This is a genomic window from Rhizobium sp. BK098 (genome assembly GCF_014193155.1).
GTDB lineage: Bacteria > Pseudomonadota > Alphaproteobacteria > Rhizobiales > Rhizobiaceae > Rhizobium.
Genome location: NZ_JACHYY010000002.1, coordinates 44,718 through 58,924, shown reverse-complemented (window position 1 = coordinate 58,924; position 14,207 = coordinate 44,718). Strand labels below are relative to the sequence as shown.

Here is a 14,207-nt window from a genome sequence, read left to right as displayed (position 1 = left end):
GATGTTTAGCATAATCGCTAAAATTGTAGCCGGGCGTCCCGAATCGGTACCGCATCGCGATGGCCGTTGCGATCGGCGATGTGACTATGAGAGGTGCAGGATATGCGTATCGTTTCATTGAATGCATGGGGCGGCCGGCTGCATGAGCCGCTAATCCCCTATCTCGTTGATATCGATGCGGATGTTCTGTGCCTACAGGAAATGGTTCGCACGCAGGGAGCGGACGCCGATTGGCTGGTCTATCGCGATCACGGTATCGAGCTCCTGCAGCGCGCCAATCTCTTCGAGGAACTGAAGGCTGCTTTGCCAGCTTACGATGCTTTCTTCCTCCCCGTAGCGCGAGGCGATCTTTTCGATGGGGACCGGCGATTCGATTCCGAATTCGGACTGGCAACCTTCGTGCGTCGGACCTATCCGATCATCGGCCAGGTAGCCGGCTTCGTTCATGGTGAATTCTCGGCCGATGGCTATGGGCCTCATCCGCGTTCGCGCAATGCCCATTGCATCCGCCTGTTCGACTATGAGCGCGGCTATCCGATCACGATTGCTCATGTGCATGGTCTACGGGATCTGGAAGGCAAGGGCGATACGCCGGCCCGGCGCCATCAGGCGCATGCGCTGGTCGAGATCATTCGCCAGGTTCGGCAAGAGGGCGACCGGCTAGTCGTTTGCGGTGACTTCAACGTGTTGCCGGATAGCGAGACCTTCAAGATCCTCGGCAGCCTGGGTCTTGTCGATCTCGTCACTTCACGGGGACATGACGACACGCGCACCTCGCATTACAAGAAGCAGCCCCGTTTTGCCGACTACATGCTGGTGACGTCCAATGTCGAGGTGATTAATTTCGATCCTGTAGCCGAGCCCGAGGTGTCCGATCATCGCGCATTGCTGCTGGATATGCGCTGACGAAGATCACAAGCCCACATTCGGCCGGTCGATGATCTCGCGCAGTGCAAAGCTGGAATTGATTTTCACGACGTGGGGCAGGGCGGAGAGCCAATCGCGATGGATGCGCTCGTAGTCCTCGAGGTCGCGCGCGGCGACGCGCAATATGTAATCGTATTCGCCCGACATGAGGTAGCAGGACAGCACGTTGGGGCAGCGCTTCACCGCCGTCTCGAATTCCGAAAGCGTCTTGGCGAACTGGCCTGACAGCGAGATGTGCACGAAGGCGATCATCTTGTAATCAAGCGCCTTGTGCGAGAGATGCGCGTGATAGCCGTCGATGACGCCGCTCTTTTCCAGGATATCGAGCCGCCGCGAACAGGCCGAGGGCGAAAGACCGACCTTCTCGGCCAGTTCCGCATTGGTGATCCTGGCGTTCTGCTGCAGCATCCGAAGAATCGAATGATCTATGGCGTCTAGGTCGGACATTCGAAGATCTTTCGAAAAAACTCCTGTTCACGCAATAAATCACGAAAAATGACTGCAGCGCAAATCGTCTTTGCAAGGACATTGCGGGGCGGTGGTGGTCTGATTTCAGTTGGAGAAAAAGAAAGACGCAAAAACATTCGAGGAGGAATGAAATGCGCGTTGGCTGCCCGAAGGAAATCAAAAACCACGAATACCGCGTCGGTCTGACGCCCGCGTCCGTTCGCGAATATGTCGCTCATGGCCATGAAGTCTGGGTCGAGACGAAGGCCGGCGCCGGCATCGGCGCCGATGACCACGCCTACATTGCCGCAGGCGCCAAGATCGCCGCAAGCGCCAAGGATATTTTTGAGAAGTGCGACATGATCGTAAAGGTCAAGGAGCCGCAGCCCTCTGAATGGGCGCAACTCCGTGACGGACAGCTTCTCTACACCTATCTGCATCTCGCGCCGGATCCGGAACAGACTAAGGGCTTGCTCGCATCAGGCGTTACAGCTGTTGCCTATGAAACCGTGACAGACGAGCGCGGCGGCCTGCCGCTGCTGGCGCCGATGTCCGAAGTCGCAGGTCGCCTATCCATCCAGGCGGGTGCGACGGCTCTGCAGAAAGCCAATGGCGGCCTCGGCATCCTGCTCGGTGGCGTGCCCGGCGTGCTGCCGGCCAAGGTGACGATCATCGGCGGCGGCGTCGTCGGCCTGCATGCGGCCAAGATGGCGGCCGGGCTCGGCGCCGATGTCAGCATCCTCGATCGTTCGCTCCCGCGCCTGCGCCAGCTTGACGATATCTTCAACGGCCGTGTCCACACTCGCTATTCCAGCATTCAGGCACTGGAAGAAGAGGTCTTCTCCGCCGATCTCGTCATCGGCGCCGTCCTGATTCCCGGTGCTGCCGCGCCGAAACTGGTGACGAGCGAAATGCTGTCAGGCATGAAAAAGGGCTCAGTCATCGTCGATGTCGCCATCGACCAGGGCGGCTGTTTCGAGACCTCGCATGCGACGACGCATTCCGATCCGACTTACGCGATTGAAGGCGTCGTGCACTACTGCGTCGCCAACATGCCAGGTGCGGTTCCTGTTACTTCCGCCCATGCCTTGAACAACGCCACGATCTACCACGGCCTCGCTTTGGCCGATCGTGGCTTGCGCGCTATTGCGGAAGACAAGCACCTCCGCAATGGCCTCAACGTCCATAAGGGCCGCATCACCAACAAGGCGGTGGCCGAAGCGCTCGGTTATGAAGCCGTTGCGCCGGAAAGCATTCTGAACGTCGCGTAAAGCCCATCACGCGTACGTCAGATGGAGGCGTCGGCATCCGCGTATGCCGGCGCTCCTATTTTGTCGATCCGGCATTGGTAGCAATTGTTGCGCGCCGAGCGGACATGGACATAGGCGATGTCCGGGCGCTCAAGCAGCGAGGCCGCATAAACAGCAATATCGCCGGTCGGCGTCACGGCACCGCTTCCGTAGACGATGCGGTCATTCCTGCTATAGCCACGCACGATGAAATCCCGGCTGCTCGCCAGCACAGGGGGCAGGATCTCTTCCGCCTCGTAGCGCCGGCACGGCGTCTTATGCAGGAAGATCGGACCTGTTTCAGCATAGGGCTGCAGTTCCGGGAAGGGGCGATAGGCAAAGACGAGCAGCTCTTCGCCGGCGTCGATATTGCGCAGGCAGTGACGGCAGGGATGGCCCGGACCATCGGAAATCATGGTCTCCGGCTGGTGACCGTAGGCATCCACGCCGCCGCTCCAAAGAGCTTCGGCGTCAGAGGTAGGCATGGCTGCAAAGGCGATGGAAGGCATGGCAAAGCTCCTTTCGAGATCTGCCATGTGATGCTCTTAAACAAAGCGTGAAACCACCCGATTCCTGCAATCTCGAAGAGTCAGCCCTTCTTGGCGAGCTCGAGCAGTTCCTTGTCGCTCAAGGGCCGAACGATGCCTTCTCCGGTCGAGATCGGCGAGAAGCCGAACATCTGGTAGAGCTGCAATGCCCTGGGATGATCGAGATTGTTCGTCGTTGTCACGATGCGTTGCGGGTTCAACGTCCAGATGGCGTAGAGCGACTGCAGCAGGAACCATTTGCCGATGCCGAGGCCGAGCGCGTTTTCGATGAGCCCGAAATGGCTGAGCTCGATCGTGTCCTCGTCCTGCCGGAAATATTCGAAGAATCCGCCCGGAGCGCCGTTGACGTAAAGCACGCTGATATCGTTGCGCTGGTCGTGAAGAATAGCGGTCAGCTGCTCGTCAGAGAGGCGCAGGCGCTCCACCCAGTGCCAGCGGGCGCCGACCTGGCGATAGAGATAGCGATAGAAGGGCAGCGGGATGCCAGGCGCCCGCATGATCGCGGTCTGGATATTGACCGGCACCGGCAAGCTTGTCTTGGGCGGAGCGGTCATTTCCAGGCGGGTGATGTGAACTTTGATGGACGAGGGCGTCTTCACGATCGGCATGCTCAATCTTGACCGGTGACGATGGGTGTATCTTCCCGGCTACCCCATTCCGACCAGGAGCCGTCATAGAGCTTGTTGTCGCCATGGCCGAGGGATTCCAGCGCCAGCGTGATGATGGCAGCGGTAATACCGGAGCCGCAGGTCGTCACCACGGGCTTTTCGAGATCTATGCCGGCCTTCTCGATGGTTTCCCTTAATTCCGGCAGCGACTTGAACTTGCCGTTCGTGGCGAAGACGCCGGATGGCAGGCTTCTGGCTCCCGGCATATGACCCGAGCGCATGCCTTCGCGCGGCTCAGGCTCGGTTGCGGCAAAGCGACCGGCGCTGCGAGCATCGGCGATCTGCCGGGAACGGTTGTCGACGATTTCTCGCATCTCGTCGAGCGAGACGACGCGGCTGGCGTTGAACTTCGGCTTGAACGTTGCGGGCGCAAAGGCAGGCGTCGCCGTCTCCAGTGGCCGCCCTTCGGCCTTCCAGCCATCCAGACCGCCATCGAGCACGAAGACGTTTGGGGCGCCCATGACGATATGGAACAGCCACCAGACGCGCGGGGAGGCGAACAGGCCCGGACCGTCATAGATGACGATGCGGTCGTTTTCGCCGATACCGAGCTTGCCGACTTCAGCGGCGAAAAACTCGGGCGAGGGGACCATATGCGGCAGGTTGGTCGAATGATCCGCAATCTTGTCCTGGTCGAAGCGGATGGCGCCGGGAATATGGCCGCTGGCATATTCGGCATCGGCATCGCGCTTCTGCGCCGGCAGATAAAAGGATGCATCGAGGATGCGCAGGTTCTTGGCGCCCAGCTCGCTCTGCAGCCAGTCGGCGGATACGACGAAACGGCTCTTGTCCGCTGCCATGATGATCACTCCCTGCTTTGGTTTATTGGTCTTGATATCGAGATATAGGCGCTTACCCGGTCAATTCTCGTTGGTCGGTGGGCCGAAACGAATGCGGAAGCGGCGGTTTTCCTTGCCCTTCTTCTCGATCTTGGCGATGTGGATCGCGCCGACCTCCTGCGTTTCCGACACATGCGTGCCGCCGCAAGGTTGGCTGTCGATGGCCGAATCCTCGCCGATGCAGACGAGACTGACGCGGCCAAGGCCCATCGGCGGGCGCACATTCTTGGATTTGACGATGCCCGGATTGGCGATCAGCTCCTCGTCGGTAATCCAGCGGACGAAGACGGGATGGTTCTCATTAACGAGCGCCATCATCTTCGCCGTCACTTCATCCTTGTCGATCGTCTCGCCCATGTCGAAATCGACCCTGCTCTCATCCTCGCCGACCGCCGCGCCCGTGATCGGATAGGGGCAGACCACCGAGAGGAGATGGCAGGCCGTATGCATGCGCATCAGCTTGTAGCGGCGCGCCCAGTCGATATGCAGCACCAGCTTCTCACCGACGATGGGCAAGGGCTGATTTTCGAGCGGGACATGAATGATGATGTCCTTGATCGGCCCATGCTTCGTTTGACCGAGCATGATCCTCGAGCCGTCGCCGCGCTCGAGGAAACCGGTATCGCCAGGCTGACCGCCCGAAGTCGCATAAAAACAGGTCTGATCGAACTCGATGCCCCCGTCTTCGTGGATCGCGGTAACGACTGCTTCGGCGGCCGATAGATAGAAATCGTCACGATAGAGGGCATGGACGGTCATATGGTCACGCTGTTGTTTCGTAGGGGACGGCAATTTCAGTGCGCTTTTCCAAGTAGCCCGGCAGCGGCAGGCCCTTCGACTTCAGGAAGTCCGGATTGAAGAGCTTGGACTGATAGCGATTGCCGTAATCGCACAGGATGGTCACGATCGTATGTCCGGGGCCTAGATCCCTGGCAAGACGAACCGCGCCGGCAATATTGATGGCAGTCGAGCCGCCTAGGCACAGGCCCTCGTATTCGACCAGATCGAAGACGTAGGGAAGCGCTTCGGCATCGGTGACCTGATAGGCGAAATCGGGCGTGAAACCCTCCAGGTTCGCCGTGATGCGGCCTTGGCCGATGCCCTCGGTGATCGAAGAGCCGGAGGATTTCAGCTCGCCGTTCTTGTAGAATTCATAAAGGGCGGCACCTTCGGGGTCGGCAATACCGATCTTGATGTCCTTGTTAAAGGCATGCAGCCCCATAGCGACGCCGGCGAGCGTGCCGCCGGAACCGACCGAGCAGATGAAGCCGTCAATCTTGCCATCGGTATCGTACCAGATTTCTTTGGCCGTCGTCTCGATATGGGCCTGACGGTTGGCAACGTTGTCGAACTGGTTTGCCCAGATCGCGCCGTTAGGCTCGGTCTTTGCGAGCTGTTCGGCCAGCCGGCCCGAGACCTTCACGTAGTTGTTCGGGTTCTTGTAGGGGACAGCGGGAACTTCCACCAGTTCGGCCCCGAGCAGTTTCAATGCATCCTTCTTTTCCTGGCTCTGTGTCTCAGGAATGACGATGACGGTGCGGTAGCCGAGTGCCTTGGCAACCAGCGTCAGGCCGATGCCGGTATTGCCGGCCGTGCCCTCGACGATGACGCCGCCCGGCCTCAGCAGCCCCTTCTTCTCGGCGTCGCGGATGATGTAGAGCGCGGCGCGATCCTTCACCGATTGACCGGGATTGAGAAATTCGGCCTTGCCGAGAATGGTCGAGCCCGTCGCCTCGGAGGCGCCCTTGAGCTTGATCAACGGCGTATTGCCAATTGCTTCGAGGACGGACGGATGGACGGTCATTGGAATCTGCCTTCTGTTCGCAACTACTGTAAGAACGGTCTTTTCCCTTCACAAGGCGGGATAGGCAAGAAATTCTGTTCCTTGCTATCTATTCGCCTCGCAAAATTCGACTTGGCGGGCGTCTCGACCTCCCTCTTTCATCCAAGTCGTCGGTCTCCAATTGGTGACATTGTTTTCCCGATGACGCCGTCAGTCTGGCCGAAAGCGGCCACAATGATGCGCTATTTCTAAAATGCCACGGACGGCCGCAGTTCAAGCGTTTGATGTAGGCGGCCGCCAGCCAAGGAGAAGAGCCATGAGCCCGTTCATCGCACGTCCTGAAAACGGAGTCGTCTGGATTACCGGCGCCAGTTCCGGTATCGGCCGCGCGCTCGCGCTGAAGCTGGCAGAGGAAGGCTACAAGGTCGCCGTTACGGCGCGCAGCCACGACAAGCTTCTGGCGCTGCAGGCCGAGGCAAGCGCGCTTGCAGGCAGCATTGTCGCGCTCGACGGCGATGTGACCGATACAGAGGACATGGAGCACACGGTTGCGGCAATTGAATATCAGCACGGCCCCATTGCCCTGGCGGTTCTGAACGCCGGCGTCTATTTGCCGGCACGGGGCGAAGATCTTAATCACGAAGTGTTCGAACGCAGTTTTGCCGTCAATCTCCATGGCGTTGTCAACTGTCTCGTTCCGGCGGTGCGGCATATGCGGGCGCGGGGATTTGGCCAAGTTGCCCTTGTCTCATCCGTCGCCGGTTATGGCGGACTTCCCGGCGGCGCGGCTTACGGAGCCAGCAAGGCGGCGCTGATCAACATGGCGGAAAGCCTGAACTTCGAGCTCGATCGCATGGGCATCCGCATCCAGCTCATCACCCCAGGCTATGTCGACACGCCGTTGACGGCTCAAAATAAGTTCGACATGCCTGAGATCGTGTCGGCACAGCAGGCGGCGGATGCGATCGCCGCCGGCTTGAAATCACCATCCTTCGACATCAGTTTCCCGAAGAGCATGGTCTATCGGGCAAAGCTGCTGAAGTTTCTGCCCTATAGCCTGTATTTCAAGGTGCTCAGGTATTTTTTTGGGAACGGGAGCAAGCGCCGGCCGGCGGGGCCGCATATCACGGCGCATCCAGCGGAATAGCGCCTATCCATCATCTTTAAGCGATGCGTGCGCGGCAAGCGCACGCTGCCGCGCCGTAGCATGATCGACGATGGGACGGGGGTAGTGTTTGCCGAGTTCTATTCCTGCACGCTTGAGCACGTCATCAGGCGCCTCGAACGGCCGGTGGATATATTTGTTGTCGAGCTTGGAGAGCTCCGGCACGAAAGTTCGGACATAGCCGCCATCCGGATCGAATTTCTCGCCCTGCAGCACCGGATTGAAGATGCGGAAGAAGGGTGAAGCATCGGCGCCGGAGCCCGCCACCCACTGCCAGTTTGCCGTATTGGCGGCCGGATCGGCATCGACGAGCGTGTCGCGAAACCAGGATTCGCCTTCGCGCCAGTCGATCAGCAGATCCTTGATCAGGAAAGATGCCGCGATCATGCGAACGCGATTGTGCATCCAGCCATGGCGCCACAGCTGCCGCATGCCGGCATCGACGATCGGATAACCTGTTTGGCCACGCTGCCAGCTTGCCAGCAGCTTGGCATCCGATAGCCAGGGAAAATCATCGTAGCGATCGTTCCAGTTGGCTGTCTGGAGCGTTGGGAAATGAAAGAGCTGATGATAGCAGAACTCCCGCCAGACAAGCTCCTTGCGAAAGCGAACGATATCATCGCTCGGGATCTTGCCGGATAGTCCGCGTGTTGCGTGCCACATACGGGCAGGTGAAATCTCTCCGAGCGCCAGATGTGGCGAGAGCAGGGAGGTTGCCGGTTTGTCCGGAAAGTCACGGCTGACCGCATAGTTATTAAGCGCGCCGTTGACGAAGTCTTCCAGCTTATCGAGAGCCGCCGCTTCGCCTGGCGTCCAAATGTCCGCGAACTCGGATGCCCAGTTCGGCTTTGTGGGCAGCAGCGACCAAGCATCAAGAGAGTCCGATTGCGGCCAGCGGCGGGGCGCAAGAAGCCTTCGGGGCGCCTCGATCGGAAACGGCGGCTCGCCGGATTGCTCGAATGCGCGCCAGAACGGCGTGTAAGTCTTGTAATGGTTACCGGTTCCCGTGCGCAGGCGCGTGGGTTCGTGCAGCAGCTGACCAGCAAAGCTGTTGGCCTTGATGCCCTTGCTCCGCAACGCCTTCTTGATTTGGGTGTCCACCTCGATACCGGCCGGATCGTATCGACGGTTCCAGACGACGGCTTCCGCCCCGGTTTCGTCAATGAGTTTTTCAAGCTCCGTCAGGGTATCGCCCTGGCGAAGAATGAGCTTGTTCCCAACTGCATCAAGAGCGGTTTGCAGGGCAGCGAGCGAATGATGCAGCCACCATTCCTGTGCTCCGCCAAGTGGGCCACGCGCCGCTACGCCTGGCTCGCGAATATAGACGGGAATTAGAGGGCGGCTCGATGTTGCCGCCGACTGCAGCGCGTGGTTGTCGTCCAGGCGGAGATCCTTGCGAAACCATAGCAGGATGGGGTTCGGCTCTTTTATCGCTGTGGTCATGGTCCTGGCCGATCGGTCATCCTCTGTTGCTTCTCGCATGCCTTTTGGCGGCGGAAACCCTTATACGACGCAGACCGTCGAATGGTTTCACTACCACGCGTTACATAAGCGAATGCCACACGCAACTCTCGTAGGGAAAACTCGATCTCCTTTGTGGTATAAGGAATGCTTGTCACTCTTCTGTAATGCAAATTCGCTAGCAGTCCACCCGATTGACGTGCCGAGAATGGACAGGCGGGGAAGATTAAAATGGCGGAAATCCGCATCGAACAAGTTCGCAAGGCCTATGGACGCAATCCGGTCGTTCATGGCGTCGACCTGAATTTCCGATCGGGCGAATTTGTCGTCATCCTCGGACCTTCCGGCTGTGGCAAGTCCACCCTGCTGCGCATGATCGCCGGTCTTGAGGATATCACCTCGGGCGAAATCAGCATTGACGGCAAGGTGGTCAACCAGCTCGAGCCGCGCGAGCGCGGCTGCGCCATGGTCTTCCAGAACTATGCGCTCTATCCGCACATGGATGTCGCAGCCAACATGGGCTATGCGCTCAAGGTCGCCGGCGTGCCGCGCGCCGAGCGTGACCGCCGCATCAGGGAAACCGCCAAGATCGTCGGCCTCGAAGATTTCCTGGCGCGCAAGCCGGCCGAGCTTTCCGGCGGTCAGCGCCAGCGCGTCGCCATGGGCCGCGCCATCATACGCGAGCCGAAGGTCTTCCTTTTCGACGAACCGCTTTCCAACCTCGATGCCAAGCTGCGCGTGCAGATGCGCGTCGAAATCCGCCGCCTGCACAAGCGTTTGTCGGCCACCTCGGTCTTCGTGACGCATGATCAGGTCGAGGCCATGACGCTCGCCGACAAGCTCGTCGTCATGTACAAGGGCAATGTCGAGCAGGTCGGCACGCCGCTTGAGGTCTACAACACGCCGCGCACCCGTTTCGTCGGCTCATTCATCGGCTCCCCGGCCATGAATTTCCTGGAAGGCACTTTCGCGGCCAATGGCGAGCAATTCATCTTCGACGGCATTCCGATCGCCATCGACGCCAACATCGGCAAGCGCCATGCCGGCCAGCCGGTCGCCCTCGGCCTCCGGCCGGAACATGCACGCCTCGTTCCTGCCGGCACGCCCGGTGCTATCCCGGCAACGGTCGATTTCGTCGAAGAACTCGGTGCTGGCCGTGTCATCCATTGCGATATCAACGGTTCGAGCTTCGCCGTCGCCGTTGCCGATCATACGACAGGCCAGACCGGTCAGTCGGTTGCGCTGGAACTGCCGCAGCAGCACACGCACCTCTTCGCCCAGGATACCGGGCTGCGGCTCGACGCCGTTGCTTCGGTCACGCCGCTGAAGGTGCTGGCGAGCTGATTTCAAACATAAGTTTTCAGTAGGTATAGCCCGGAAGTTTTCCCGACTTCCGGGCTTTTTATGTGTCGGAGGTCGACAGCGTTTAGGTGAAGGTTGCGTTTGCGCAGGGATATTCCGGCGCGATATCGATGAATACTCGATCGCAGGGGACTGCCGCGCCCGCAAATGCAGCGCGGCAGGAAACGAGATTACTTCTCGGTTGCGATCAGCCCACGAACGAACCAGCGCTGCATCAGCACGACGACGGCCAGCGGCGGGAGCATGACGATCAGCGTGCCGGCCATGGCGATGTGCCATTCCGGAAGGCCGCCGATGTTCGGGATGAGCTGCTTGAGTTCGGTCACGGCGGTTGCATGCGCCGGATCGGTAGTGACGAGCAACGGCCAGAGATACTGATTCCAGGCCCAGAGGAACATGATGGTGCCGAGGGCAGCCATATTGGTGCGCGACAGCGGCATCAGGATATCGATGAAGAAGCGCAGCGAACCGGCGCCGTCCATGCGAGCGGCTTCCGTCAGCTCATCCGGTATCGTCAGAAAGAACTGGCGATAGAGGAACGTACCTGTCGCCGTGGCGATCAGCGGTAGGATCAGGCCGGGATAGGAATTGAGCAGCCCGAGGTTCAGCGAGACTTCGATACCCGTAAGCTTTGCGATGAGCCAGGTGATCCCGGTGAGGTCGAGCAGCCCCTGATAGGGTGACAGGACGTTGGCGGCAACGGCATAGGTCGGCACGATACGCACTTCGAGCGGCAGCATGAGTGTTATGAAGATCAGCCAAAAAATAAAATGGCGCCCAGGGTAGCGGAAATAGACCAGGGAGAAGGCTGTTATCGCCGAAATGAGCACCTTGCCCACCGCAACGCCGGTGGCGAAGATCAGGCTGTTAAGCAGCTTGGGGCCGAGATTGGCGGTCGTCCAGGCTGTCTTCATGTTGACCCAGAAATCCGAGCCGGGGATCAGCGACATCGGCACTTTGTTGACGTCGGCGATGTTATGCGACGCGGCAATGGCGACGATAGCCAGCGGGCCTACGGCGATGATGAAGCCGATGAACAGGATCAGATGAGTGAAGAAATTAAGGATGGGGGTGCGCTCGATCATGTCAGCCTCAACGGTAATGCACGCGCTTCTCGATGAAGCGGAACTGGAAGATGGTCAGCAGGACGATCAGCAGCATGAGAATGATGCTCTGCGCCGCCGCCCCGGAAAAATCGAGACCTTTGAAGCCGTCCGAATAGATCTTGTAGACCATGAGGTTGGTCGAGTTGTGCGGGCCGCCCGATGTCATGATGTCGACGATGCCGAATGAATCCTGGAAGCTTTCGGTGATGTTGATGACGAGCAGGAAGAAGATCGTCGGCGTGATCAACGGGAACTGGATATCCCAGAAGCGGCGGAGCACGCTGGAGCCGTCCATGGCGGCCGCTTCGATCAGCGAGCGTGGAATGGCCTGGAAGGCGGCGAGAAAGAAGATGAAGCTGTAGCCGATATATTTCCAGGAGAAGGCGGCGATGACCGAGGCCATGGCGGCGTTGCCATCGAGACCCGGATCCCAAAATCCCGGCCAATAGTGATTGACGATGGACATGAAGCCGGCTTCAGGCGCCAGGATGAAACGGAAGGCCATGGCCGATGCGGGAGCAGCGATGCCGTAAGGCCAGATGAGCACGACACGGTAGATTCTTGAGCCCCGCAGCTGCCGGTCGGTCAGCGCAGCGAGGATCAGCGCGACCACCATGGAAATCGCGGTGCTGATGGCTGCGAAGGCGATGCTGATCGTGACCGAGTTCCAGTAATCGGAATTGGCAAGGATGGATCTGAAATTATCGAGCCCCACCCAGATATTGCCGCCGCCCCAGGGCTGCTGCAGCGTTAGGGACCAGAAGATCGCCTGACCGGCCGGCCAATAGAAAAAGGTGAAGATTAGGAGCAGCTGCGGCACTGCGAACAGGATGCCGACGCTCCACTTGTTGAAGGTTATTCGCTTTTCCATTGTCTCTTCCGGCTTGGAATTCCGATGGCACTCTTGCCCTCATAACGAACGTCCGCCGGGAAACCCCGACGGACGCTGCGTGGCACGAGTTTTGCTGCTTACGGCAGCTGCTTGCCCTTGTAGGTGGCTTCGAAGCGCGCGAGCACGGCATTGCCGTTCTTGACGAGGTTGTCGATGCCTTCCTGGACGCTGACCTTGTTGGCAAAGATGGCCTGCATCTGGTTGCCGAACTCAGCGCGGATCTGCGTGAAGTTGCCGAGACGGATACCGCGGGTAATCGGGGTCGGCTCGGAAGCGGTCAAGCTGGCGATGGCGACTTCGCGGCCCTTATAGGGAGCCTTGTCGTAGAAGCCGGAGGACTTCATGAATTCAAAACCGGAATTCGTAACCGGGATGTAGCCGGTGTTGGTCGACCAGAAGAGAGCGGTCTTGGGGTCGTGGATGAAGTTCAGGAACGCAGCGGCGCCCTTGTATTCGTCAGCCGACTTGCCGGAGAGAACCCAAAGCGAAGCGCCGCCGACCAGCGAGTTCTTGCGCTCGGTGCCGGCATAGACCGGAAGCTCGGCAACATCCCAGTTCATGCCGGCTTTCTGCGTCTTGCCAACCGTGCCGTGGTCGCCGACTGAGGTCATGATCATCTGGCAATCGCCCGCTGCAAAGGCCTGAACCATGTCTTGGCCGAGGTCCTTGGACTTGATCTTGATGAGGCCCTGATCGTACCAGCTTTTGAGGTCGGTCACATATTTGACGAACTTGGTCTTGTTGACCTCAAGACGGGCATCGAGGCCGTCATAGCCATTGTTCTTCGTGGCGATCGGCTGATTGTGAATGGCGGAGAACTGTTCCATCAGCTGCCAGCTTTCGTTGCCGGAGATGTTGATGGCCATCGGGCAATCATAGCCGGCACTCTTGAGCGCCTTCATGTCTTCGGCGGCTTCTTCCCAGGTCTTCGGAGCGGCGGTCTTGCCGATCTTCGCGAAGGAGTCCTTGTTCCAGTAGAGCAGGGCGGTCGAGGAGTTGAACGGGAAGGAGAGCAGCTCGCCCTTCGAGGTGGCGTAGTAGCGGGCGATACCCGGGAAATAGTCGTTCCAGTCGATCTTGTAACCGTTTTCGGACATCAGTTTGCCGGCCGGATAATAGGCACCGGAGAGCATCATGGTCGCGGTGCCGGCGTCGTACACTTGAACGATTGCGGGCTGCTTGCCGGCGCGGAAGGCGGCGATGGTGTTCTGCAGGGCGGCGTCATAGTTACCCTGGCTGACGCAGGAGACTTCATAATCCTTTTGGGAATCGTTGAAGTTCTTGCAGAGCGTCTGAACGACGCGTTCCAGGTCGCCCGACAGACCGAACCAGAAATCGAACTTGACCGGAGCTGCGGCAGCCGGCATCGCCAGGGCGACGCTCATGACGCCAGCAGCGGCGGCAGAAATGTAATTTTTAAGTTTCGACATATCCCTATTTCCTTTTGAAAGCTCGGAACCGGTGGTCTTGCGCAAGTCCGCGGTAGCGCGGGTTATAGACAAGCTGTGTGACAGTTTGTTGTGGGCAAGAATCCCGCATTGACGGGCTTTTTCACAAGGGCAGCGGCTTTGCGGAGCAGCGTTCATTGCAGGATCGTGCATTTGAGGTTTTGCTAATCAAGAGGTGCGGGCCGCGTGCGTTCACTCATAGATTGCAGTTCGGTCAGGAAGACGCGATGGTCTTCCTTGCCTGTGCCCCTGGCGGTGTTGCAAGATCGCCG

Annotated in this window: 14 protein-coding genes; 4 read left to right on the top strand and 10 right to left on the bottom strand. The window is 59.2% G+C overall.

Features of this window, described 5'->3' with window-relative positions; translation table 11 throughout:
* The first annotated feature begins 102 nt into the window (after positions 1-102).
* A complete protein-coding gene (locus FHT73_RS05120) occupies positions 103-906 on the top strand; it encodes an endonuclease/exonuclease/phosphatase family protein (protein ID WP_183710224.1) in 804 nt (267 codons plus the stop codon).
* 6 nt (positions 907-912) lie between these two features.
* Here FHT73_RS05120 and FHT73_RS05115 read toward each other — a convergent pair whose 3' ends face one another.
* Positions 913-1,374: an Lrp/AsnC family transcriptional regulator gene (locus FHT73_RS05115; RefSeq protein WP_075852386.1), complete on the bottom strand. Its 462-nt coding sequence runs from the start codon at positions 1,372-1,374 to the stop codon at positions 913-915.
* A 152-nt stretch (positions 1,375-1,526) separates the two neighbouring features.
* On the opposite strand from FHT73_RS05115, the gene ald reads away from it, so the two are divergent.
* Positions 1,527-2,645 carry an alanine dehydrogenase gene (gene ald / locus FHT73_RS05110; protein ID WP_183710223.1) on the top strand — a complete coding sequence of 373 codons (1,119 nt, stop codon included), beginning with the start codon at positions 1,527-1,529 and terminating at the stop codon, positions 2,643-2,645.
* Positions 2,646-2,662: 17 nt separating this feature from the next.
* Here the strand turns inward: ald and FHT73_RS05105 are convergent, their stop codons facing one another.
* The 5 genes from FHT73_RS05105 to FHT73_RS05085 form a co-directional block, all read right to left on the bottom strand.
* Positions 2,663-3,172, bottom strand: a complete 510-nt coding sequence (locus FHT73_RS05105; protein WP_183711091.1) for a DUF1203 domain-containing protein — start codon at positions 3,170-3,172, stop codon at positions 2,663-2,665.
* An 80-nt stretch (positions 3,173-3,252) separates the two neighbouring features.
* Positions 3,253-3,813 (bottom strand): GNAT family N-acetyltransferase, encoded by a 561-nt coding sequence (locus FHT73_RS05100; RefSeq protein ID WP_112415246.1) that lies wholly within the window; start codon positions 3,811-3,813, stop codon positions 3,253-3,255.
* Between the two features lie 8 nt (positions 3,814-3,821).
* Positions 3,822-4,679, bottom strand: coding sequence for a 3-mercaptopyruvate sulfurtransferase (sseA, locus tag FHT73_RS05095; RefSeq protein ID WP_183710221.1), 858 nt, complete (start codon positions 4,677-4,679; stop codon positions 3,822-3,824).
* Positions 4,680-4,739: 60 nt separating this feature from the next.
* Positions 4,740-5,477: an alanyl-tRNA editing protein gene (locus tag FHT73_RS05090; protein ID WP_112610105.1), complete on the bottom strand. Its 738-nt coding sequence runs from the start codon at positions 5,475-5,477 to the stop codon at positions 4,740-4,742.
* A gap of 4 nt (positions 5,478-5,481) precedes the next feature.
* Positions 5,482-6,522 carry a cysteine synthase A gene (locus FHT73_RS05085; protein WP_112415176.1) on the bottom strand — a complete coding sequence of 347 codons (1,041 nt, stop codon included), beginning with the start codon at positions 6,520-6,522 and terminating at the stop codon, positions 5,482-5,484.
* Between the two features lie 295 nt (positions 6,523-6,817).
* Here FHT73_RS05085 and FHT73_RS05080 point away from each other — a divergent pair, with 295 nt between their 5' ends.
* A complete protein-coding gene (locus tag FHT73_RS05080; protein ID WP_183710216.1) occupies positions 6,818-7,648 on the top strand; it encodes an SDR family NAD(P)-dependent oxidoreductase in 831 nt (276 codons plus the stop codon).
* Between the two features lie 3 nt (positions 7,649-7,651).
* On the opposite strand, the gene FHT73_RS05075 is transcribed toward FHT73_RS05080, so the two are convergent.
* Complete coding sequence (locus FHT73_RS05075) at positions 7,652-9,109, bottom strand: deoxyribodipyrimidine photo-lyase (protein WP_183710214.1); 1,458 nt, start codon at positions 9,107-9,109, stop codon at positions 7,652-7,654.
* A gap of 249 nt (positions 9,110-9,358) precedes the next feature.
* Between FHT73_RS05075 and FHT73_RS05070 the strand changes: the two genes are divergently transcribed.
* Entirely contained in the window at positions 9,359-10,471 is a 1,113-nt protein-coding gene (locus FHT73_RS05070; RefSeq protein WP_112610111.1) for a sn-glycerol-3-phosphate import ATP-binding protein UgpC, read from the top strand.
* A gap of 188 nt (positions 10,472-10,659) precedes the next feature.
* Here FHT73_RS05070 and FHT73_RS05065 read toward each other — a convergent pair whose 3' ends face one another.
* The 3 genes from FHT73_RS05065 to FHT73_RS05055 form a co-directional block, all read right to left on the bottom strand.
* Positions 10,660-11,574 carry an ABC transporter permease subunit gene (locus FHT73_RS05065; protein WP_183710212.1) on the bottom strand — a complete coding sequence of 305 codons (915 nt, stop codon included), beginning with the start codon at positions 11,572-11,574 and terminating at the stop codon, positions 10,660-10,662.
* Between the two features lie 7 nt (positions 11,575-11,581).
* The gene (locus FHT73_RS05060) at positions 11,582-12,466 is read right to left on the bottom strand and encodes an ABC transporter permease subunit (protein WP_183710210.1); all 885 of its coding nucleotides are present in this window, start codon (positions 12,464-12,466) and stop codon (positions 11,582-11,584) included.
* A 98-nt stretch (positions 12,467-12,564) separates the two neighbouring features.
* Positions 12,565-13,917, bottom strand: coding sequence for an extracellular solute-binding protein (locus FHT73_RS05055; RefSeq protein WP_183710208.1), 1,353 nt, complete (start codon positions 13,915-13,917; stop codon positions 12,565-12,567).
* Positions 13,918-14,207 lie beyond the last annotated feature (290 nt).